The sequence below is a fragment of the Bowmanella sp. JS7-9 genome (assembly GCF_004329715.1).
Lineage (GTDB): Bacteria > Pseudomonadota > Gammaproteobacteria > Enterobacterales > Alteromonadaceae > Pseudobowmanella > Pseudobowmanella zhangzhouensis.
Genome location: NZ_JXSY01000018.1, coordinates 125220 through 147132, shown reverse-complemented (window position 1 = coordinate 147132; position 21913 = coordinate 125220). Strand labels below are relative to the sequence as shown.

Annotated in this window: 22 protein-coding genes; 10 read left to right on the top strand and 12 right to left on the bottom strand. The window is 50.3% G+C overall.

From position 1 onward, the window contains the following. Positions 1 to 37: 37 nt before the first annotated feature. The 4 genes from TK45_RS10160 (at position 38) to hemL (ending at position 4534) form a co-directional block, all read left to right on the top strand. Positions 38 to 1720: a chloride channel protein gene (locus tag TK45_RS10160; RefSeq protein ID WP_131258544.1), complete on the top strand. Its 1683-nt coding sequence runs from the start codon at positions 38 to 40 to the stop codon at positions 1718 to 1720. Positions 1721 to 1722: 2 nt separating this feature from the next. Then, on the top strand, positions 1723 to 2154 hold the full coding sequence (locus TK45_RS10155) for a CopD family protein (protein WP_131258543.1): 432 nt from the start codon (positions 1723 to 1725) through the stop codon (positions 2152 to 2154). A gap of 86 nt (positions 2155 to 2240) precedes the next feature. Further along, positions 2241 to 3257: an aspartate carbamoyltransferase gene (locus TK45_RS10150; protein WP_131258542.1), complete on the top strand. Its 1017-nt coding sequence runs from the start codon at positions 2241 to 2243 to the stop codon at positions 3255 to 3257. Then, positions 3254 to 4534 (top strand): glutamate-1-semialdehyde 2,1-aminomutase, encoded by a 1281-nt coding sequence (gene hemL, locus TK45_RS10145; protein ID WP_131258541.1) that lies wholly within the window; start codon positions 3254 to 3256, stop codon positions 4532 to 4534. The genes TK45_RS10150 and hemL overlap by 4 nt, the downstream gene beginning before the upstream one ends. Here hemL and TK45_RS10140 read toward each other — a convergent pair. Beyond that, positions 4531 to 4914, bottom strand: a complete 384-nt coding sequence (locus tag TK45_RS10140; RefSeq protein WP_165490757.1) for an AraC family transcriptional regulator — start codon at positions 4912 to 4914, stop codon at positions 4531 to 4533. The genes hemL and TK45_RS10140 overlap by 4 nt on opposite strands. A 437-nt stretch (positions 4915 to 5351) precedes the next feature. Here TK45_RS10140 and TK45_RS10135 point away from each other — a divergent pair, with 437 nt between their 5' ends. Together TK45_RS10135 and TK45_RS10130 are read left to right on the top strand one after the other, a co-directional pair. Next, on the top strand, positions 5352 to 6275 hold the full coding sequence (locus tag TK45_RS10135) for an adenylate/guanylate cyclase domain-containing protein (RefSeq protein ID WP_254426589.1): 924 nt from the start codon (positions 5352 to 5354) through the stop codon (positions 6273 to 6275). Positions 6276 to 6473: 198 nt separating this feature from the next. Continuing rightward, positions 6474 to 7040 carry a hypothetical protein gene (locus tag TK45_RS10130; RefSeq protein WP_131258538.1) on the top strand — a complete coding sequence of 189 codons (567 nt, stop codon included), beginning with the start codon at positions 6474 to 6476 and terminating at the stop codon, positions 7038 to 7040. Here the strand turns inward: TK45_RS10130 and TK45_RS10125 are convergent. The 3 genes from TK45_RS10125 to hrpB are packed head-to-tail and all read right to left on the bottom strand — an operon-like array spanning position 6995 to position 12253. After that, positions 6995 to 7501 carry a DUF523 domain-containing protein gene (locus TK45_RS10125; RefSeq protein WP_254426588.1) on the bottom strand — a complete coding sequence of 169 codons (507 nt, stop codon included), beginning with the start codon at positions 7499 to 7501 and terminating at the stop codon, positions 6995 to 6997. The genes TK45_RS10130 and TK45_RS10125 overlap by 46 nt on opposite strands. Next, positions 7488 to 9815 carry a penicillin-binding protein 1B gene (gene mrcB / locus TK45_RS10120; RefSeq protein ID WP_131258536.1) on the bottom strand — a complete coding sequence of 776 codons (2328 nt, stop codon included), beginning with the start codon at positions 9813 to 9815 and terminating at the stop codon, positions 7488 to 7490. The genes TK45_RS10125 and mrcB overlap by 14 nt, the downstream gene beginning before the upstream one ends. Beyond that, entirely contained in the window at positions 9815 to 12253 is a 2439-nt protein-coding gene (gene hrpB / locus TK45_RS10115; protein ID WP_165490756.1) for an ATP-dependent helicase HrpB, read from the bottom strand. Before hrpB ends, mrcB begins: the two co-directional genes overlap by 1 nt. 120 nt (positions 12254 to 12373) lie before the next feature. On the opposite strand from hrpB, the gene thpR reads away from it, so the two are divergent. Next, positions 12374 to 12919, top strand: a complete 546-nt coding sequence (gene thpR, locus TK45_RS10110; protein WP_165490755.1) for an RNA 2',3'-cyclic phosphodiesterase — start codon at positions 12374 to 12376, stop codon at positions 12917 to 12919. Between the two features lie 85 nt (positions 12920 to 13004). Then, positions 13005 to 13751: a class I SAM-dependent methyltransferase gene (locus tag TK45_RS10105; RefSeq protein ID WP_165490754.1), complete on the top strand. Its 747-nt coding sequence runs from the start codon at positions 13005 to 13007 to the stop codon at positions 13749 to 13751. Positions 13752 to 13775: 24 nt separating this feature from the next. On the opposite strand, the gene TK45_RS10100 is transcribed toward TK45_RS10105, so the two are convergent. The 8 genes from TK45_RS10100 to zapE all read right to left on the bottom strand — a co-directional run bounded on the left by TK45_RS10100 (position 13776) and on the right by zapE (position 19846). Continuing rightward, positions 13776 to 14153: a ClpXP protease specificity-enhancing factor gene (locus TK45_RS10100; protein ID WP_131258532.1), complete on the bottom strand. Its 378-nt coding sequence runs from the start codon at positions 14151 to 14153 to the stop codon at positions 13776 to 13778. A gap of 2 nt (positions 14154 to 14155) precedes the next feature. Continuing rightward, a complete protein-coding gene (sspA, locus tag TK45_RS10095) occupies positions 14156 to 14788 on the bottom strand; it encodes a stringent starvation protein SspA (RefSeq protein ID WP_131258531.1) in 633 nt (210 codons plus the stop codon). Between the two features lie 131 nt (positions 14789 to 14919). Next, positions 14920 to 15651, bottom strand: coding sequence for a cytochrome c1 (locus TK45_RS10090; RefSeq protein WP_131258530.1), 732 nt, complete (start codon positions 15649 to 15651; stop codon positions 14920 to 14922). Further along, positions 15648 to 16916 carry a cytochrome b N-terminal domain-containing protein gene (locus tag TK45_RS10085; RefSeq protein ID WP_131258529.1) on the bottom strand — a complete coding sequence of 423 codons (1269 nt, stop codon included), beginning with the start codon at positions 16914 to 16916 and terminating at the stop codon, positions 15648 to 15650. Before TK45_RS10085 ends, TK45_RS10090 begins: the two co-directional genes overlap by 4 nt. Continuing rightward, positions 16916 to 17515, bottom strand: coding sequence for a ubiquinol-cytochrome c reductase iron-sulfur subunit (petA, locus tag TK45_RS10080; RefSeq protein ID WP_131258528.1), 600 nt, complete (start codon positions 17513 to 17515; stop codon positions 16916 to 16918). The genes TK45_RS10085 and petA overlap by 1 nt, the downstream gene beginning before the upstream one ends. Before the next feature lie 204 nt (positions 17516 to 17719). Beyond that, positions 17720 to 18112: a 30S ribosomal protein S9 gene (rpsI, locus tag TK45_RS10075; protein ID WP_131258527.1), complete on the bottom strand. Its 393-nt coding sequence runs from the start codon at positions 18110 to 18112 to the stop codon at positions 17720 to 17722. Positions 18113 to 18126: 14 nt separating this feature from the next. Then, the gene (gene rplM, locus TK45_RS10070) at positions 18127 to 18555 is read right to left on the bottom strand and encodes a 50S ribosomal protein L13 (RefSeq protein ID WP_131258526.1); all 429 of its coding nucleotides are present in this window, start codon (positions 18553 to 18555) and stop codon (positions 18127 to 18129) included. A gap of 181 nt (positions 18556 to 18736) precedes the next feature. Further along, complete coding sequence (gene zapE / locus TK45_RS10065) at positions 18737 to 19846, bottom strand: cell division protein ZapE (RefSeq protein WP_131258525.1); 1110 nt, start codon at positions 19844 to 19846, stop codon at positions 18737 to 18739. A 165-nt stretch (positions 19847 to 20011) separates the two neighbouring features. Between zapE and TK45_RS10060 the strand changes: the two genes are divergently transcribed. Next, a complete protein-coding gene (locus TK45_RS10060) occupies positions 20012 to 20440 on the top strand; it encodes a ZapG family protein (protein WP_131258524.1) in 429 nt (142 codons plus the stop codon). Between the two features lie 113 nt (positions 20441 to 20553). Then, positions 20554 to 21909 (top strand): Do family serine endopeptidase, encoded by a 1356-nt coding sequence (locus TK45_RS10055; RefSeq protein ID WP_131258523.1) that lies wholly within the window; start codon positions 20554 to 20556, stop codon positions 21907 to 21909. The last annotated feature ends 4 nt before the right edge of the window (positions 21910 to 21913 follow it).

The following is a 21913-nucleotide window of genomic DNA, read 5'->3' as shown; positions in this document are numbered from 1 at the left end:
AAGCTTACCTATCATTTCCGCTTATTATGCCATTGCCATGCAATTGGACAAACTGCGATACGAACTGGCGCATCCGCGCACTTCTGTACAACTGTGCCTGCTCGGTATTGTCGCGGGTGTTATCGCTGCGCTATTGATCACCCTGCTGCGCCTGTGTGTGGAAGGGATTCAATTACTGATCCTGACGGTACCAGATAATTTTAGTTTGCTCGACCCGCGCCATCGTTTTCTGCTGCCGTCACTGGCGGCCATGCTTATTTTATTCGTTGCATGGCTGACAGGTTTTCGCCATTACCGGCTCGGCATTCCGTTCGTTATTCACCGGGTGAAAACCTTCTATGGTCTGATGCCGCTGCGCACAACGATTAACCAATTTTTCGGCGGCATGCTGGCGTTGGCCTGCGGATTTTCAGTCGGACGAGAGGGGCCGGCTGTGCACTTAGGCGCGGCCGGCAGCAGTTTTGTCGGTGATAGACTAAAACTGCCGTTTAACAGCATACGTATTTTGGCTGGATGTGGTGTCGCTGCAGGCATTTCCGCCACCTTTAACACCCCCTTTGCCGCCGTGATTTTTGTTATGGAAGTCGTGCTGCGTGAATACAAAATCCACGTTTTTATACCCGTAATGCTGGCCGCCGCAGTGGGTTCACTGTTAACCACGCTGGTATTTGGTGAGGTGCATGAGATGGCGTTCCTGCGCTGGGTGGCGTTAGAACCCTGGATGTACTTATTGCTGATATTTTTTGGTGTGGGTATGGGCGGATTAGCCGCCCTGTTTAATCATCAGCTAATGAAGACAATCGAATTCTTCAGCCGTTTTAATATGGCGACCCGCTTATTACTGGCTGGATTTATCACGGGTTGCATTGGCTTTGTGCTGCCTGAAGCCATGGGCTCAGGCCTGACGGCTATTGATGTGGTCATCGACAACCCACACAATGTTACCCTGCTTATCGCCCTGCTATTTGGTAAGTTACTACTCACTATTATTGCGATCGGCCTTGGTATACCTGGCGGGGTAATCGGCCCCATATTCGGCCTCGGCGTAATCGGCGGGGCATTATTTTTACTGCCCTTGAATTTATTGCTGGAAGACGCCGATCAGTTTACTGGCAGCTTTGGCCTGCTTGGCATGGCAGGTATGTTTACTGCAGTGTTACACGCTCCATTGGCGGCATTATCTGCGGTAATGGAATTATCTTTTAATCCCAATGTCATTCTGCCTGCCATGCTGGTGATTGTGCCGGCCTATGTGACCTCCACACAGTTTTTAAATAACAGTTCGGTGTTTATTCGCCAGTTACAGTTTCAACAACTGCCGTATCAGACCACGCCAGTGCGCGAACATCTGCAAAAAACCGGGGTAATCGCGGTAATGCAAGCAGATATCCAGATTTTTGCAGATAGCAATCAACAACAAATCATGCAATTTATGGAACACGCGCCGCAGAAACTGGTGGTGCTGCGTATTGCCGGAGAAGATGGGCCAGAGTTTCAGCTTGCACAATGGGATATCAGCCTCAGTGGCGAAGACAGCCGACCGGTCAGTTACACAACGATGCAAGGGGTCAGCGCTCAGGCTACCTTGTCAGAGGTTTACGATATTTTGCAGGCCAGCAGAAATGGCGCGGTTTATGTGTATCAACAGGATCAGAATCAACTGATTGGCGTTGTCACCTGGAGTACACTACGCGGGCATTTACATAAACAGGAATATTAGTCGTGACGTCTATTCTTTGGCTTAAGGCCTTACATATCTTTTTTATGGTGGCCTGGTTTGCCGGCATTTTTTATCTGCCCCGCCTGTTTGTCTACCATGCAGAGTCGAGGGATCCCAATGTGCATGCACAATTGCAAATCATGGAAAGACGACTTTTTTGGTTCGTCACCCCGTTTGCGCTTCTGACCCTGGTGTTTGGCGTCGCACTGATTGTCAGTTACGGCGCAGACTGGTTTCGTGCTGCCCACTGGTTGCATGTGAAACTGGCGCTGGTGACAGCCTTGTATATTTATCACGGCTGGTTATTTAGCCTGATGAAAAAGCTCATCCATAACCCCCACTGCCACAGCGCCAGGTTCTTCAGAATTATCAATGAACTACCTGTTTTAGTCTTGCTGGCGGTGGTGTCATTGGCGGTGGTGAAATTTATCTGATCCAGCGTCTGACGCTGACGTACATTCACATTTATTTCCGGCGTGATAGAATCGCGCCTGCTTAAAACTGGCCGGATTTTGAATATATGAACTCTTTTCGCGGGCAACATATTCTCTCAGTGGATCAATTTGATCTGGATACTATTCGGCAGGTTTTTGCCGTTGCCAATCGGATGGCCCCCTACGCTCATCGTCAAAAGCGCACCAAGGTGCTGGATGGCGCAATTTTAGGAAATTTGTTTTTTGAGGCCAGTACCCGTACCCGGGTAAGCTTTGGCACGGCGTTTAACCTTCTTGGTGGAGAAGTGCGCGAAACAGCCGGTATGGCGACCTCCGCATTGTCCAAGGGCGAGTCCCTGTATGACACCGCCCGGGTGCTTTCCAGTTATTCCGATATCGTTGCCATGCGCCATCCGGACGCCGGCTCTGTGGCTGAATTTGCTCAGGGTAGCCGCGTTCCCGTGATTAACGGCGGCGATGGCCCGAATGAACACCCGACTCAGGCGCTACTGGACTTGTACACCATTCAGAAGGAGCTGGCCGACCATGGTAAGAGCATCGATGGCATGCATATCGCCATGATTGGCGACCTTAAATACGGTCGTACCGTGCATTCCTTGTCAAAATTGCTGTGTTTGTATAAAAATATCCGACTGACCCTGATCTCTCCGCAGGCACTGGCGATGCCGGATAAAGTCATGGCAGAACTGGATAAAGCCGGGCATCGGGTGACAATTACCGACCAGCTCACCGGTAGTCTGGATGCCGATATTTGCTATCAGACCCGCGTGCAGGAAGAACGCTTTGCCAGCAAAGCGGAAGCCGATCAGTACCGGGGAAAATTCCGACTGAACCAGCAAATCTACACACAACACTTCAAATCCAACACCGTCATTATGCACCCGCTACCACGAGATAGCCGTGCCGATGCCAATGAACTGGATAATGACCTGAACCTTAACCCGAACCTCGCAATTTTCCGTCAGGCAGATAATGGTGTACTGGTGCGTATGGCGCTGTTTGCACTGACGCTTGGCGTCGAAGACCTGGTGGCAAAATATGACTGTGACGTGCAGTGGTTCACAACTAAAGGCCAACAATGACCTCTTCAAATGATTTATTTAAACGCGCCCAGATCCATATTCCTGGTGGCGTAAACTCACCGGTTCGCGCATTCAAAGCTGTCGGTGGTACTCCGCCGTTTATCCAACGCGCCGATGGGGCGTTTTTGTATGACAGCGAAGGCAAACAATATATTGACTATGTGCTGTCCTGGGGACCTATGGTGTTGGGTCACAACCATGCGGCTATCCGTGAGGCAGTAATCAAAGCCGCAGAAAATGGTTTGAGTTACGGAGCACCGACAGAAATCGAAATTACCATGGCCGAACTGGTCAGCACGCTGGTGCCATCAATGGAAATGTTACGCATGGTAAACTCGGGAACCGAGGCCACCATGAGCGCAATTCGTCTGGCCCGCGGGTACACCCAGCGTGACAAGTTTATTAAGTTTGAGGGCTGCTATCATGGTCACGCCGATGGCTTGCTGGTCAAAGCCGGCAGCGGCGCACTGACCTTTGGTGTCCCCAGTTCTCCGGGCGTGCCGGCTGATTACGCCAAGCACACCATTACACTGGAATATAACAATATCGACGAGGTACGTCGGGTCTTTGCTGAATCTGGTGATGAAATCGCGGCTATTATCGTTGAACCGGTCGCAGGCAATATGAACTGTATTCCGCCCGTTCCGGGATTCCTGGAAGGCTTACGGGACGTATGCGACCAATACGGCGCCGTGTTGATCTTTGATGAGGTCATGACCGGTTTTCGCGTCGCGTTGGGTGGCGCTCAGGCCCACTACAATATTCGTCCTGACCTGACCTGTTTAGGTAAAGTTATCGGTGGTGGCATGCCAGTTGGTGCATTTGGCGGTAAGCGCGAAATTATGCAGTGTCTGGCACCGCTGGGGCCGGTTTATCAGGCGGGCACCTTATCGGGTAATCCGGTCGCAATGGCCGCTGGCCTTGCCGCGCTGACAGCCATCCAACAGGACGGATTATATGAGCGCCTTAATCATTGTACCGACGTGTTGACTCAGGGGCTGCGGGATATCGCCAAACGTCATGGCATTCCACTGACCACAAACAAAGCCGGTAGCATGTTCGGTTTCTTCTTTACTGATGTAGAGACGGTGACAAATTACCAGCAGGCGATTAACTGCAATACGGAGCAATTTAATCGCTTCTACCACGGTATGTTAAGCAATGGGGTTTATCTGGCCCCAGCTTCTTATGAAGCTGGCTTTGTGTCTGCTTGCCACAGCGACGCATTGCTTGATATGACGCTGGAAACAGCAGATAAGGTTATGGCGCAGCTTTAACGCTGCGCCTTATTGTTACGAAACGCGCTGGGCGCTTTACCGACATAGCGCTTAAAGACATTCGAGAAGTGGCTGTGGGTTGTAAAGCCAACATGATAGGCCACGTCTCCAATGCTATGGCCTTTGTTCAATAAATGCTTGGCTTGTTCAATACGAACCTTCATCAGTAACTCGCTGGGACTGAGGCCGAACATCTTGGCGCATTTACGACGCAGATTTCTTTCGGAGGTACACAACTGCTTAGCCAGGTGATCAACACGAACACCTTGACCATTTCCCTGACCTTTTTGGGTCAGTGTTGTTAACGCCGTCGCGAGTGATGTTAGTTCGGTTACTTTTGCTTCGGGAACAATGAGTAACTCTCTTAAATACTGCTCCACCCGAATCTCCTTATTAGTAGCGCATATACTAATAAATGGATTTGTATTCATGTGTTAACAAATTTCGGACTTTAGTGTTTAATCAACAAAATTAACGGGTTATGAGTCCTAAAAAGTAGTCAAAGACTACCGAAAATTACAAATTCGATTTTTTAATTAAAGCGTAAGCCCTTATTATTTTGGATAATTTAAAAAGTTAATCTTGGCAGCCAAAACGCTTTCTGCCATCTTAAACCGAGCTGTTTAACCGCTATTTTTGTGACCTGAATTTGAATAATTTGCCTGACATTTTTATTTTTTTACTGCTCGGCCTGGTCGCATTATTTGCGATCATTATCTGGCGATTAAGCCGCCGTGTTCGTTCCCTTGATGAGCTTTATCGCAAGGTTTTGCATAATTCGGCCAACACACCAAGCAAAAGCGAGTCCGATGCAGAAATGATGCAACAAATTTCTGCTCAGCTGGATGAAGCGCAACAGGTTAGTCGAACATTTGAAAAATTCGTCCCCAATCAATTTTTTGCCCATTTAAGTGGCGGTCAAAGCGGAAAAATTGAATTAGGCAATGCCATCGAAGACGAAGTCGCCATCCTGTTTTGTGATGTACGCGGTTTTAGCCGCCTGTCAGAGCAAATGTCGCCACAGGAATTGCTCAATTTTCTCAATTCGTACTTCGAGCGAATCAACCAGCCTATTCATGAATATGGCGGCTTTATTGATAAGTTCATTGGCGATGCGGTGATGGCGTTATTCGATCACCCACAAGGTACCGCAGAGAATAAATGCCGTGATGCTATCAGCGCCGCACTGGCCATGCGTGATGCACTTAATCTGTACAATCAGCATCGTGCCAACTGCAATTATCCCCCCATCAATATCGGCATTGGCGTGCATTTTGGTCCGGTGATTCTCGGTACTGTGGGTTCCAAAGATCGCATGGACAGCACCGTATTGGGCGATGTGGTCAATACCGCTTCGCGCTTGGAAGCGCTCACGCCGACATACAATGCCGACATCATCGTCAGCGCGCAAACGCTGGAAGCGTCAGGATTGGGTGACAGTATTGATTATCGTCTGCTGGATTGGGTGCGGGTCAAAGGTAAACAAAGACCGGTGAAGATTTATGAACTGCTCGGTCACTTGCCGGAAAATGTCCGAAAACAAAGGCTGAGTATAGCGCCATTGATTGAAAAAGGTATTGAGCATCGTATTGCTCAGCGCTGGGACGAAGCGATTCACGCTTTCCAGCAGGCCGTTGCCAGTCAACCTCAGGATAGTGTGATCAACCACCATTTGAGTCACTGTTACCGAATGCGTGGACAGTTATTGCCCCCGGATTGGGACGGGGCACTAGACGTTTAAGCGAACTTTCCCGCACAAACCACGTCTTAACGCTAGTATTCGATAATCAATATTGGCAAGTCAGGGATGTCCACCGGTAGATTTCATTTTTCGTCTGCGCTTGTCGTGTCCTTATTGCTCCATCTGGTGGTGCTCGGCATTTGGATATCACAGTCCCCTGCCACCAGAGACATACGTTCCGTCGCTCGGCCATCACCAGTGCAAGCACATCTTTATTTTTCCAAACCCGCAGCAGAATATGCGCCCCCGCCTGTTCAGCCTGCCATTGTGTCGCAAAATACCCCTGATGCCGCTGCTGCACCTGTTCAGCGTCCAACCCCGGAACAACAAGCGGATCAGGCACCGTTAGGCAAAGATAATGATCAGGCTCAGGCAAACAGACACGTCACCGCAGTGAGCAATAACACAAACGCTGTCAACCTGCATGCCATTGGGCGGGCACTGGCCAACCGACAAGCGGGGGCTCTGCAACAACTGACTGAACAAGCTGTATCACTGCGTCAGCAGGCAGCTTTGCCGTCAATGCATGATGTTCGAAGAGGTGATGACCGCACTGCGCAGGAGAAAGCATTACAGGCAAAGATCATTCACACGGACTGCAACAAAGCGGCGAATAAAGCGGTATCTTTGTTGACGGGTTTGTTAGGCGGCATGGTGCGCTGTTCGAGCACTCCGGATATTGGCAGCTTTATTGATCAACGTCTGGAACGCAGCGGCATTCAATCTGACAAAGACGACCAGCATAGCAGTGCTTCATCTAATTGATGCTGACTGAACACCTTAATGCCATTGGTTCGCAGCAACGCGCTCGTCACGCCCTGTCCGGCAGTTTTGCTGCCACTGAACCGACCGGCATGAATACGTTGGCTGCCACAGGAAGGACTCCCCTCGGTCAGCACTGCGATTTTGATATTGTTTTGCTGGCAAACTGCCAGGGTCCGCTGGGCACCGAGTAAAAAAGCCGGTGTAACGTCCGAGCCGTCGAGCGTTACGACCCTTGCACTGCCATCCAATACAGCATCGCCACCCGCGCCGATAATTTCGGCCGCCGGACGGGGTATGGGTAATCCTCCGGCGACTTCCGGACAGAGGCGATATATACAATCATTCTGGTGCCAAATCCGGATTGCGTTATGAACCTGCAGATTGTCACCGCCGTCGTATCGCACTGCGTCGCCCAGCAGACAGGCACTGAACAGGACTGCCGGTGGTTTAACGTCCGCCAAATAACTTCTCCCACCAGGATTTCTTTTCGGTAGCGGGCTTAACCGGCTGACAATTTTGCAACTGACGCTGCTCATCGATAATGGCGGGCAGGCGCAGATTAGCCTGACAGTTAACTGCCAGCATATCGCCATGCTGATCAAAGGCCGTGATAGTTACCCCTTGCGGCATACTGCGCAATAAGGATTTTGGATGTTGTTGATGCAGATAACTGGCGTACAGTTGCATGGCACCGGAAGCCCCCGTTAAGCCGGTAGACTGATTGTCGTCCCGGCCTACCCACACAGTGGCCACACTGGTTCGGTCAAACCCACTAAACCAACTATCGCGATAATCGTCCGTGGTACCGGTTTTACCTGCCAGGTGTACATCGGGAAATGCTGAGCCGAGCTGCCTGGCGGTACCTTCCGTGGTGACCTTGTGTAACGCGTAATTCATCAGATAGGCCGCCTTGGCGTCAATGCGCTGCACTGCAGGCAAATCCCGCTGCCAGATTAGGCGATTGTCATTGTCGGTGACTGCGAGCAAGGCATGCAGCGGAATATGCAGACCCTCATTAGCAATCGTCTGAAACATTTGGTTGACCATCAGCGGCGAAAAGTTGACTGCACCCAGCGTCATTGCCGGATAAGCTTCGACTGGCTCGTCAACTCCCAGTCGAAATAGCATATCTGCCACATTGTCTAACCCCACCTGCATACCCAGACCAACCGTTGGCACATTTAACGAATGCACCAGCGCCTCATACAAGGGCACCTGGCCGCGATATTGTTTGTCAGCGTTTTTCGGGCTCCACAGATTACCGTGGGTACTGCGTAACTGAATCGGCTTGTCATCCAGTGGTGTCGCCAGCGTATAGGACGCAGGGTCTTCCAGCGCCGTCAGATACACTGCCGGTTTAATTTCTGAACCGACCTGACGCTTGGCATCCAAGGCACGGTTAAACCCTTCAAAATCCACATCACGATCACCTACAATGACGCGCAGTTCGCCACTGCGGATATCAGTGACCAACATGGCGCCTTGCAGATCCTTAAGCTTACGTTGCTTTTCCAACGTGCTAAGTTGGGAGGTCAGTGCACTTTCCGCGCGGCGCTGTGCCAGCGGGTCCATGGCCACAAACACTCGGACACCTGCATCCAGGGTCTGCATATCAGGCACAGAATCTGCCAGCTCACGCCGGACTTTGTCCATATACGCGGGATGTTTGTCTCCGCGAAGCCTGCCCATATCGGCCAGTTTGATTGGCTGCTTACTCAGGGATTTGTATTCTGCCGTGGTGATGCGATTTTCCTGCAATAGCAGGCGCAGAATCATATCGCGTCGCTCCTGGGCTCGCTCCCCATAACGACGCGGATTGTAATAACTGGGCCCTTTGACTAGCCCCACCAGCAAAGCAATCTCACCCTGATTTAACTCATTCAGCGGCCGGTCAAAATAATAGCGGCTGGCCAACCCAAATCCATGCACGGCGCTATTGCCATTTTGGCCCAGATAAATCTCGTTCAGATAGGCCTCGAGGATTTCATCTTTGCTGTAACGCAGTTCCAGCAATAACGACATCCACGCCTCGTTAATTTTTCGAAGCAGATTTTTATCACGGGTCAGGAAAAAATTCTTTACCAGCTGCTGGGTTAAGGTACTGCCGCCCTGTACACTGTCACCGGCTTTGATATTGGCAACCAGCGCTCGCAGAATAGATAACGGCGCAATACCGAAATGGTCGTAAAAGTCGCGATCTTCGACTAAAAGCAAGGTATCAGTCAGGGATTTGGGGACATCTTCAAGTCTCACCAACATTCGATCTTCGCGCTGTTTACTTACCAGGCGGGTGATAAGCCAAGGCTCTAACGCCGTTTTGCTCAGCGTCTGCTGGGTGCTGAAATTCCGTAAACTTGCGACCTTATCGCCGTTAAAACTCACTTCGACGGCAATCGCATCCTCATGACCAGAGGGAAAGTCAAACGCGCGGCGGATAAAGCGCACCCGCCCCGCCACCACACTGTATTCCCCGGTCTGGCGCACATTGGCCACTTTACGGTAGGACAATAACTGCAACTCATCGGTGAGCTCTGCCAGAGTTAAATCACTGCCGACTTCGAGTACCAGCGGTCTGGCATAGATCTGCGCCGGCACCTGCCAGCGGTTGCCGTCAAATTTGGCTTTAATCTGCGCGTCCAGATACAGGCTGTAGCCAGCCGCCATAACCAGCGCCACTAGGAACAATTTGCCGAAATGCCCTACAAACCAGCGCCAAGGTGAGAATCTGCGTGGCGTCGTTGTTGGTGTCGGTTTAGTTACTGCTTTTTTTGCCATTACATATTTTTCTTAGTTTTTGCCGTTGCCTGGGCGGTTGCCGGGTTATCTGGCCAGAAGTGCTTAGGGTATCGTCCCTTCATCTCTTTTTGAACCTCGCGGTAACTACCTTGCCAGAATCCGGCTAAATCGGCAGTGGTTTGCAAGGGCCGGCCGGCTGGTGACAATAATTCTACGATCACAGCGATACGCCCATTGGCTAATACCGGGCTGGTCGCCTGACCATACATTTCCTGCATTCGCACACTCAAATACACCTGCCCATTGGCTCGATAATCTAATTTTGCATTGCGTCCGGTGGGAATGGGGAAAGCATCCGGCAGCGCCTGTTGAAACGCAGTTTGCTGTTGCCAGCTGAGTCGACTCATCAGCAACTCCGTCCAATTTAACCCAGCCAGATCACGCCATTGGGTTTTGTCATGCAGATAAGGCAATAACCATTGGTCGGCCTGTGCCATCAGTACGGCATCGTCCATTGATGGGAAGGTGTCATCCAGACCCAGGCTCGCAAATAGGCGCATGCGTTGCAATAATCCCCGTGCATTGTCGTCTAATGGTAATGCCTCGGCTGTCAGGCTGTGTAAACGCTCTCGCCACAGTTCTGCCAACTGCTCAGGACCCGGGCGATTCAACGCTTGCTCATTTAAGACAATCTTGCCTAACCGGGTTTGTCTGGTGCTGCGAATCTGCTCGCCCTGCCACTGACACACAGTTTCGTCAGTAATCAAATGGGGCATGTGTTGTTGTAATGATGCCAGCGCCAGCGGCTCGGCCAAAGTAATCAGCACATCCGCCTTACCTGTATCCAGCAAACCCGCAACCACCAGCAAATTCTCATGAGCCAGAGTGTCCTGCTCATCCAGTTTAGCGCCGGCACCGCAGGCTAAAACGAAGCGCCCGAACCCGCGGCCTTTGGCGACCCATTGGGGATTAGCCGCCGCTAATAACAGGGCGCAATCCTGCTCTGGCCAATGCAAATCGGCATCGAGGTGAAACCTTGCCAGCCACTGCTGATATTGACGCCCGGCCATACCACTAGGTTGCTGACGCAATTGCTGCAGGCAGCGACTCACACTCACGCCGGCGCGACGAAATGCGGCAGGGTTTTCCAGAATAGTCGCCAGCGCACATGCCAGCGCTAAATGTGCGTTAGAAAACGTTTTGGCAAACAACAGCATGGCACCAATGGCCGGCTCTGTACCCAGCTTGTGTAATTCGCGCCCCAAAGACGTGAGCTTATCGTTATCGTCCATCGCACCGCGCAGGGCTAACTGAGCATGCGCAACGTCCAGTAATGGCTTGGGCGGCTTGTCCAACAAGGGCAATTGCATCAGCGGTGTCCCCCACGCCAACGCTTCCATCACAGGTTGAACCAGATCACTGCTGGCAATTTGCGGCAAATGGTGACTGACCAGCCGACTTTGCTGCTCTTGCGGCCACATGCGATAACAGACCCCCTCACACAAACGCCCGGCCCGGCCTGCTCGCTGCGTGGCCGATGCCTGACTGATTCTGACCGTAGACAATCGCGTCATTTGCCGGACAGGATCAAACGCGGCCTGCTTTTCCAAACCACTATCGACCACCACCCGAATCCCATCAATGGTCAAACTGGTCTCAGCGATATTGGTGGCCAGCACCACCTTACGCATACCCGGCGCAGGCGGGGCAATGGCCCCGTCCTGACTGGCCCGGTCCAGATCGGCATACAATGGCATAATCTGAATATCCGCACTCACGCACTCTTGCAGCAATTGGGCACATTGACGAATTTCACCGCTACCGGGTAAAAAGGCCAGCACATTGCCGCTTTGTTCCTGCAATGCACGATTAACCACATCAGCTATCTTGGCAGCAACAGGCCGCTGCGAGTTATCGTTCACATACAACTCATAGACCGGATAACTGCGTCCCTCACTGCTTAATACTTCCGCGTCGGGCATTAACTTGTGCAATTGCTGTGCGTCCAGGGTGGCAGACATCACCAGAATTCTCAGGTCATCGCGCAAGCCCTGTTGCACCTCTAAAGTAAAGGCCAGGCCTAAATCCGCATGCAGACTGCGCTCGTGAAACTCATCAAAAATTACCAGGCCAACGCCGCTTAGTTCCGGATCACTTTGTAACATGCGGGTCAGGATCCCTTCGGTCACAATTTCCAGTTGCGTATCCTTGCTCACTTTGGTTTCACCACGAACCCGATAGCCGATTCGCTTGCCTAGTGACTCGCCTAACTGACTGGCCAAGTAACCTGCGATACTACGAGCGGCCAGCCTGCGAGGCTGCAGCATCAGTATCTTTTGGCCAGCGAACACGTTATTTTGCAATAACATCAACGGCAGGTAAGTGGACTTGCCCGCCCCCGGCGGCGCAGCAAGGATCACATTGCCAGATTGCAACGCCTGTTGTAACTGAGGATAAATTTCTGCGACTGGTAACACGCGCACGGTACTTTTTGGTTAAACTGGGCTGATCTTACCCATAGCCGGGGTTTATTTATAGTTTTGCACGCGTTTATCAGACGCACTTAATGCAGAATCGGAAGATATTCAGGAATGACTATGCGCTGCTTTTTCGCTTTGGAACCCAGTCCCGCCTCGCGCTTTGCTATCGAGCAATGGCGACAAAAATATCTGCCGCCATTAGACGCAGCTGTGCCTGCGGGCAATTACCATATTACGCTGGCATTTTTAGGCGAAGCCAGTCACAGTCAGGTGGATGACATGGTGAGCTTCCTGAATAATCAATCACTGCCCGCGCCATTTGCACTGAATCTGAATCATGTGGGTTATTTTGCCCGTCCCAAAGTGTTCTGGTTAGGTATCGATGATTATTGCCCCACTCATCAGCAGTTAGTCGCGCTGAGTCAAAAAGCCGGAGGGATAGCACGCATTAATGTACCACGCGATGGTTATACCCCGCATTTGACGCTGGCGCGTAAATGCAAGCAACCACCTGCGCCGCCGTTAGTTGAGCCGAATATTCGCTGTCTGTTTGACCAATTTCATCTGTTTGAGTCGGTATCAACTCCGGTTGGTGTGCGCTATCAAAAACGCTTTAGCTGGCAATTACAGCCAGAGATTAATCCGCGTAAACAATTACGCTAGTCGCATCCCTAAGCGCATTCGTCCCTGTTTACTTGTACTGCACGCTAATCACGCCAACACTAGGATGAACTCAACAGGAGCACCTATGCGTCTGATTACTCTAGTTTTATCCACCTTCATCTGCTGTGCCAACGCGCTGGCCAGCGACCCAATAAGCGCTGCGCTGGAACATGCGGCCAGACCATCCGCAGATATTGAGCAGGATGCCAAGCGCCGGCCGGATCAGGTATTACGCTTTTTTGATTTGCAGCCGGGCATGAAAGTGCTGGATATGTTTGCCGGTGGCGGCTATTACACCGAGCTGACTGCTTATGTTGTGGGTAACGCGGGAAAGGTCGATGCGCTGAATAATCAGGCATACATTAATTATGTCGGCCCGGAAAAGATTCATCAGCGTTTTGCCGATAATCGTCTGCCCAATGCCAGGGTCCTTACTCAGGAAACTGATGCGCTGGATCTACCTGCTGACTATTACGACCGAATCTGGTTTTTTCTCAGTTTTCATGACTTGTACCACGTAGACGCCAAAAATGGTTGGCAAAAAATCGACGATGCCAGATTTATGCAAACCTTACGTCGTGCATTAAAAGATGATGGCATTATCGCCATAACCGACCATGCGGCGTTACCTGGCACACCTGACACCAGCGGGCAGGAACTGCATCGAATCGATCCTCAGCTAATTAAAGACCGCATGCAGCAGTGGGGCTTTGTGTTAGTCAAGGAAGGGGATTTCTTACAAAATCTGGATGATCCAATGACAATCCCAATGTGGGATCCCAGTGTAAGGGGCAGAACGAATCGAGTGGTGATGGCATTTTCCAAGAAATAAAAAAACCGACAACAGTCGGCTTTTTTATTTCACAATCTTCAGGCTGGGTTTGCCTTTAGGCTTGGGCGACGGAGGTGGAGTCTCATCCGGCTCTTCCTCATCAGCGAAGATCGTACCTGCACCATTTTCACGGGCGTATATCGCCATGATGGCATTAACTGGCATCATGAGTCGGCGTGCGACGCCACCAAAGCGCGCCTCAAACGACACATAATGATTATCCAGGCTCAGATTGTTGCAGGCACCCGGTGCGATATTCAGCACAATCTGACCATCACGCACGTGTTCTTGTGGCACCTCAACCCCATCCTGCGTGGCATCAACCACGATATAGGGCGTCAATTCATTGTCCACAATCCATTGATAAAACGCCCGCAACAGGTACGGGCGATTGGGCGTCATATTCACAGCGGATTATGAATTTCGCGTTCCTGATCGGTCAGCGACGCAATAAATGAATTACGCGCAAAGATACGCTTCATGTAGGCAGTCACTTCTTTGCTGCCTGCGCCAGTTAACTGAATACCGTACTGCGGTAAACGCCACAGCAATGGTGCTAAGTAGCAATCAACCAGACTGAATTCTTCACTCATAAAGAAAGGGGTATCGGCAAACAATGGCGCAAGACTCAGAATAGCTTCACGTAATTCATTACGGGCAGCTTCAACGTCTCCCTCGCCTTTGAGGATGCGGTGAGCCAGGCTATACCAGTCCTGCTCAATACGGTGCATCATCAGACGGCTCTGACCACGGCTAACCGGGTAAACCGGCATTAACGGTGGATGCGGGAAGCGTTCGTCCAGATACTCCATAATGATGCGTGATTCATAAAGCACCAATTCGCGATCTACCAGAGTAGGCACTGTACCGTAGGGATTCAGATCCAACAGATCTTCCGGCAGGTTGTTAGGATCAGCAAATACGATCTCGACACCTACACCTTTCTCTGCCAGCACGATTCTTGCCTGATGACTATAGATATCAATCGTGTCTGAAAACAACGTCATGATTGAACGTTTATTCGCGGCAACAGCCATTTACTTTCCTCCAGTAGAACTCTGCTTTGCACAGTGCAAATCACAGCAATCTCAATAATTTATCGTATCGACATGAACGACAAAAAGGGGCATGACTGCCCCTTTCGCATTATACATACTTTCGTGCTGAATTAATGTACTTCGCGCCAGTATTCTTTCTTCAGCAGGTACACGAAGATAAACAGTACGATGATAAAGCCCAATACAAATTTACCTTTGTGTTCCAAATCCAGACGACCCGGCTCACCCACGTAAACCAGATAGTTAACCAGATCCAATACCGCTGCATCATACTGCTCAGCAGTCATCAAACCGCCTTCGGCTTTAATACCTGCATAACGCTCAACTTTCTCACCATCAACCATGGCTTCTTCGTGCGCTAAAACTGGACGACCCTGCAATTCCTGCAACACATGCGGCATACCTACGTCTTTGAATACCAGGTTGTTCACGCCCATCGGACGCTTAGGATCCGCATAGAAGCTGCGCAGATAGGTATATAACCAATCAGCACCACGTACACGGGCTACCAGTGTCAAATCTGGGATCGCCGCGCCGAACCACTTTTCTGCATTCGCCGGTTTCATATTATTGGTGATGTATGAACTCACCTTGTCACCAGTAAATTGCAGATTTTCCTGACCCAGTTCCAACGGGATTCCCAGATCTTCGAAGGTAGACTGATAACGCTGATACTGCTGCTGGTGACAACCCAGACAGTAGTTCATAAACAATTTGGCACCGTTTTGCAGTGACGCTTTGTCAGTCAGGTCGTAGTGCGCCTTATCCAGATGCACGTCTCCACCTGCTGACAATGCCAGCCCAGGTACCAGAACAAATAAAGCCGCTAAAAACTTCTTCATTTTGTAATCCTCGCTGGTACTGGTTTGGTCTTTTCATTCTTGCTGTAGATGAACAGCAATACGAAGAACATCACGTACATCACGGTCAGAATCTGTGACGCGATAATTTTCCATTCCGCTTGTGGTGTACCACCCAAGTAACCCAGGAAGATGAACACACCAGCGAAGACCAGCAGGTTGACTTTGTGGAAACCACAACGGTAGCGCCATGATTTCACCTTACCACGATCGATCCATGGCAACAGGAACAACAGGATAATCGAGAAGAACATCATGATTACACCAAGCAACTTATCTGGTACGGCTTTCAAAATCGCGTAGAACGGCGTGAAGTACCATACAGGGAAAATATGCTCAGGGGTTTTGAACGGGTTAGCGATTTCAAAGTTTGGATGCTCCAGGAACTTACCACCCATTTCTGGTGCAAAGAACATGATGTAGCAGAAACCAAACAGGAATACGCTGAATGCAACTAGGTCTTTCAGCACGATGTGCGGGAAGAAAGGCACCACGTCGTCGATGATGTCGTACTTTTTGGTGTAGTACTCGTGCATCTCGAACTTGGTTTTCTCTTCTTCTTTCAGGCTGCCTTTCGGACGCTTAACTTCAACGCCATCCGGGTTATTTGAGCCAACTTCGTGCAATGCAACGATGTGCAGGAATACCAGAATCACGATAACCAGTGGCAGCGCAATAACATGCAATGCAAAGAAGCGGTTCAGCGTTGCGCCAGAGATAACGTAGTCACCCTGGATCCACACTGTCAGGTCTTCACCGATCACCGGGATCGCACCGAACAATGATACGATTACCTGTGCACCCCAGTATGACATCTGACCCCATGGCAATACGTAACCCATAAAGGCTTCAGCCATTAATGCCAGATAAATAAACATACCAAACAACCACAGCAGTTCACGTGGTTTCTGATAAGAGCCATAAATCATGCCGCGGAACATGTGCATATATACGACGATAAAGAACGCCGACGCACCGGTACTGTGCATGTAACGAATCACGTTACCGTATTCCACTTCACGCATGATGTACTCTACCGAGGCAAATGCGCCTTCAGCGGTAGGTACAAAGTTCATAGTCAGCCAAACACCGGTCAGGATTTGGTTTACCAGCACGATGGTGGCCAGGAAACCAAACACGTACCAGAAGTTCATATTTTTTGGCGCAGGATATTGAATGGCGTGCATGTTCGCCACACGCATCATCGGGATGCGATATTCAATCCAATCGAGCAGATTCTTCCACATTAGGCTTTCTCCTCTGCTGAACCAATCAGGATGGTATTGTCATCCAGGAATTGATATGGCGGTACCTGCAAGTTTAATGGTGCAGGCACACCGCTAAACACGCGACCAGCCAGGTCAAACTTAGACCCGTGACACGGACAGAAGAAGCCGTTATTAACGCCAACCACTTCCGCTTGTTTGGCAAATTCACCATCCGCCAGGAATTTAGGAGAACACCCCAGGTGGGTACAGATACCAACCAGTACCAGATATTCTTCTTTCAAAGAGCGATAAGCATTTTTAGCAAACTCAGGCTGTTGCGGCTCGTCAGAGTTTGGATCGCGCAGGCGATCATCGTGATTGCCTAATTCAGCTAACATATCGGCGGTACGGCGGACGATCCACACCGGCTTACTGCGCCATTTCACCGTCAACTGCTGACCGGGTTCAATTTTACTGATATCTACCTGTACATCTGCACCAGCTGCTTTAGCACGCATACTGGGATTCCAGGAAGCAACGAAAGGCACAGCCGCACCGACGACTCCCACAGCACCAACGACAGAGGTCGTGACTGTTAGAAAGCGACGCCGACCATTATCTACGGGCGTATTGCTCATCCACTTTTCTCCAGGGTTTGGAACGTTTTTTAGCGAGTAGCGCTAAAAATAAACAATAAGTTTAGATTATTGTGGTTTTTATAAAACCCGAAAATGATAAAAGAAAAGCCCTGCTAAAAACAAGGAAATCATTCGATAAACAAGGAATTAGCGCGAAAAAAAACCGGCTGTAAAAGCCGGTTTTTGACATCGTCTGTAAACGAATTAACGTTTTGAGAACTGTGGACGGCGACGTGCTTTGTGCAAGCCCACTTTCTTACGTTCAACTTTACGCGCATCGCGAGTAACAAAGCCTGCTTTACGCAGAGCTGGACGCAGAGTTTCATCGAACTCCATCAGTGCACGAGTGATACCGTGACGGATTGCGCCAGCCTGACCACTGATACCACCACCGGCTACGGTGATGTACAGGTCAAACTTCTCAGTCATTTCAACCAGTTCCAGCGGTTGACGAACTACCATGCGGGCAGTTTCGCGACCAAAGAACTCTTCGATTGAACGCTTGTTAATTACGATGTTACCAGTGCCTGGACGCAGGAACACACGAGCAGTCGAGCTTTTACGACGACCGGTACCGTAGTATTGATTATCAGCCATTACTCAATGCTCCCTTAAATGTCCAAAACTTGTGGTTGTTGCGCAGCGTGCTTGTGCTCTGCACCCGCGTAGACTTTCATCTTACGGAACATTGCGCGACCCAGAGGGCCTTTAGGCAGCATGCCTTTAACTGCTTTTTCAATGATCATCTCTGGCTTGTGAGCCTGCAGTTTTTCGAAGTTAGTTTCGCGTAAACCACCAGGATAGCCAGTGTGACGGTAGTACATCTTGTCTTTCGACTTGTTGCCGGTAACCGTTACTTTCTCAGCGTTGATAACAACGATGTAATCACCGGTGTCAACGTGAGGAGTGTACTCAGCTTTATGTTTACCGCGCAGACGACGAGCGATTTCAGTCGCCAGACGACCCAGAGTTTTATCAGTGGCATCTACCACATACCAGTCACGTTGTACCGTTTCTGGTTTAGCAACAAAAGTTTTCATCTATCGTTACCCAAAATAATAAGTAATCTTTACATTTGATTTGCCAGAGCAAACCACACCAAGCCAGCAATGTTGGCCCCTTCGAACCCGCTGACTATGCTACCTTCCTTTGTAGCAGTAACTGGGCAGGGGCGGCATTATACAGAGTTTCGCGGCTATTTGAAGTGTTACCTGGTGAAATTTACGGCAAATGCTGACTGGCGAGATAATCGTGGGACTGCATTTCCTGCAGGCGTGACAGACAGCGCTTGAATTCAAACGACAACTGTCCTTTGGTATATAGCTCGGTCATAGGTACGGCGGCAGAAATGATTAATTTTACCCGGCGCTCGTAAAATTCATCCACCATGGCAATAAAGCGACGTGTTGCATCATCATTATTGGCACCCATTTGTGGCACATCGGCCAGCAGGACGCTGTGATAAATGCGGCTTAACTCCATGTAATCAGCCTGAGAGCGCGGACTGTCGCACAGGGATTTAAATGTCAGCATCAATACCCCATCGGCATCACGGATAGTCGGAATGCCACGTTGGTTTATCTGAATCAAGCGCCCCTGCTCTCCGGGTTCCGGAGCCAGTTGCTCAAAGTAGCGATGCAAATTGTCATTGGCGACCTTATCCAGCGGGCTATGGTATATCTCCGCCTGCTTGAGAGTTCGCAAACGATAGTCGATGCCACTGTCCACATTGACCACTTCACAATGTTGTTTAATCAAATCGATAGCAGGTAAGAATCGCGCACGCTGCAACCCATTACGGTAGAGCTCATCCGGCACAATGTTTGATGTGGCAACCAACACGATGCCATTTTTAAACAGTTCTTCAAATAAGGTACCCAGAATCATGGCATCGGTGATATCACTGACAAAAAACTCATCAAAACAGATGATTCTGGCTTCGCGCTGTAATCGCTTTGCCACCACTTTAAGCGGATCCTGCTGACCCGCCAGGGTTTTTAACTCCGCATGCACACGGTGCATAAAGCGGTGAAAGTGCACGCGCATTTTATGTTCGATGGGCAAACTGGCAAAAAAAGTATCGACCAGATAGGTCTTACCCCGGCCGACGCCGCCCCAAAAATACAGGCCCTTTACTTCCTGTTGCGCATCATTACGTAATATCCAGCGGGTCAGTTTGGCCATTGCCCCGATCTCTTTCGGCTGCGCCAACAGATCTTCATACAAGCGTTGCAGTTGAATCACTGCATTTTCCTGCGCTGGGTCATGGGAAAACCCATCCTGCTGAAGGTCTTGCTGATATTTTTGCCAGGGGGACAGATGTGATGTCATAGCGCCGTATTATGCTGTTGAATAATCTGAAAAATGCGACGTGCACGTCAGTCCACTTCGCCCTCTGGCAAAATGATACTATGGGACGAAACATTTTCTAAAGGACTGACGCTAATTTCGTGTAACATTTAGCGCAGAAGCACAGTGAACAAGAGGTATTAATTCATGGATTTCATCGTTGGCCTACTGTTGTTAATTGGTGGTGGCATTATTGGCTTTTTTGCGGCACGACATTTTTATGCCCAAGGCGCGGCGACGTCGGACAATGAGGCCGGTGTTCGCGAGCAATTCCAGCTAGCCTCAGCGCAGCATCTGCGCGAGTCCCGTCTGCTGCTGGAAGCGGTGCAAAATCAGTGTGAAGCCCTGCGCGACCAGTTAGATGCATTTGAGTCCAGTGTGGCGGAACCCGCACAGGATGACAATGAGCCGAAACTGGCGTTTTTTGGCGATCAGGCCAGCGCATATTTGCGTTCTCAGCAACAAAAGGATGTACGGACGAAAGCCGTTCGCGATGACCAGCCATTGGATTACTCCGGACAAGGCTCAGGTTTGTTTACCGGCTCAAAAAAACAGCAATCAAACGCAGCAGAGTAAATCTGCGGGAACTTTCAGAACTTCACTCTGGTCATTAGCCTGTCTGTTTGAAACTTTAAAAATGCCCCTATATTCAGGGGCATAGCACAAACCAAAGCGGAGAATGATCAGGAATGAAAAGTCGATTAATTTCCTTCGTGTCCAGCGTGGCACTGATTTCTACTATTAGTCTGTCCGCAACCGCGGCCATCCCATTTTTCGGCAATGATGACGAAAAGGTCCCGACTCTGGCACCTATGCTGGAGAAGACCTCACCTGCCGTTGTCAGCATCTCTGTGCAGGGCACCCAAGTGCAGCGTCAGCGTATACCTGAGATGTTCAAGTATTTCTTTGGCCCAAACATGCCGGAAGAGCAGGTACAGGAAAAACCTTTCCGCGGGCTTGGCTCTGGCGTCATCATTGATGCAGAGAAGGGCTATGTGGTCACCAATAACCACGTAGTCGATAACGCTAGCGAGATCCTCGTAAAATTGACTGACGGCCGCGAGTTCGAAGCGAAAAAGCTTGGCGCCGACGAGAAAAGTGATATTGCCCTGTTGCAAATCAGTGCAGAGAATCTGGTGGCGTTAAAAATCGCCAACTCGGACAAATTGCGCGTCGGCGATTTTGTCATTGCCATTGGTAATCCATTTGGTCTGGGGCAAACCGTCACGTCCGGGATTGTTTCGGCGCTGGGTCGCAGCGGTTTGAACATCGAAGGTTTTGAAGATTTTATTCAAACTGACGCGGCGATTAACCGCGGTAACTCAGGTGGTGCTCTGGTGGACCTGAAAGGCCAATTGGTTGGGATCAACACCGCGATTTTAGGCCCGGGCAATATTGGCATCGGCTTCGCCATTCCCGCCAATATGATGAAGTCACTGGTTGATCAGATTATTGAATTTGGTGAGGTACGCCGTGGCCTGCTGGGTATTCGCGGCGGCAACCTGACGGGTGATTTGGCTCAGGCGATGAACGTGGATATTAATCAAGGCGCCTTCGTGAACGAGGTCACGCCAGATTCAGCCGCAGACAAAGCCGGTATCGTGGCCGGAGATGTGATTGTAGGCATTAACGGTAAACGCATCAGCACCTTCAATGAGCTCAGCGCCAAAGTCGCTACTGCCGGCGCAGGTTCTAAAGTAGATTTGACCGTGGTGCGCGAAGGCAAAGAAATGCACGTAACCGCAACCTTGGGCGATTATGTGCAAGCCAATGTAGCGGCCACTGAGATGCACCCGGCACTGCAGGGGGCGACACTAAGTAATGGCGAAACCCCCAAAGGGCAAAAAGGTGTGATCGTCGGTGAGGTTGAACCTCGCTCGCCAGCTGCGATGTATGGCCTGGAAAAAGACGATGTGATTGTTGGCGTAAATCGCAAGCGGGTGGAAAACCTGGCCGAGATGCGCGCTCAAATCGGCAGTGAAGATCGGGTATTTACCCTGAACGTCAAACGTGGTGAGCGTTCCGTCTTCCTGGTAATTCGTTAAGCGC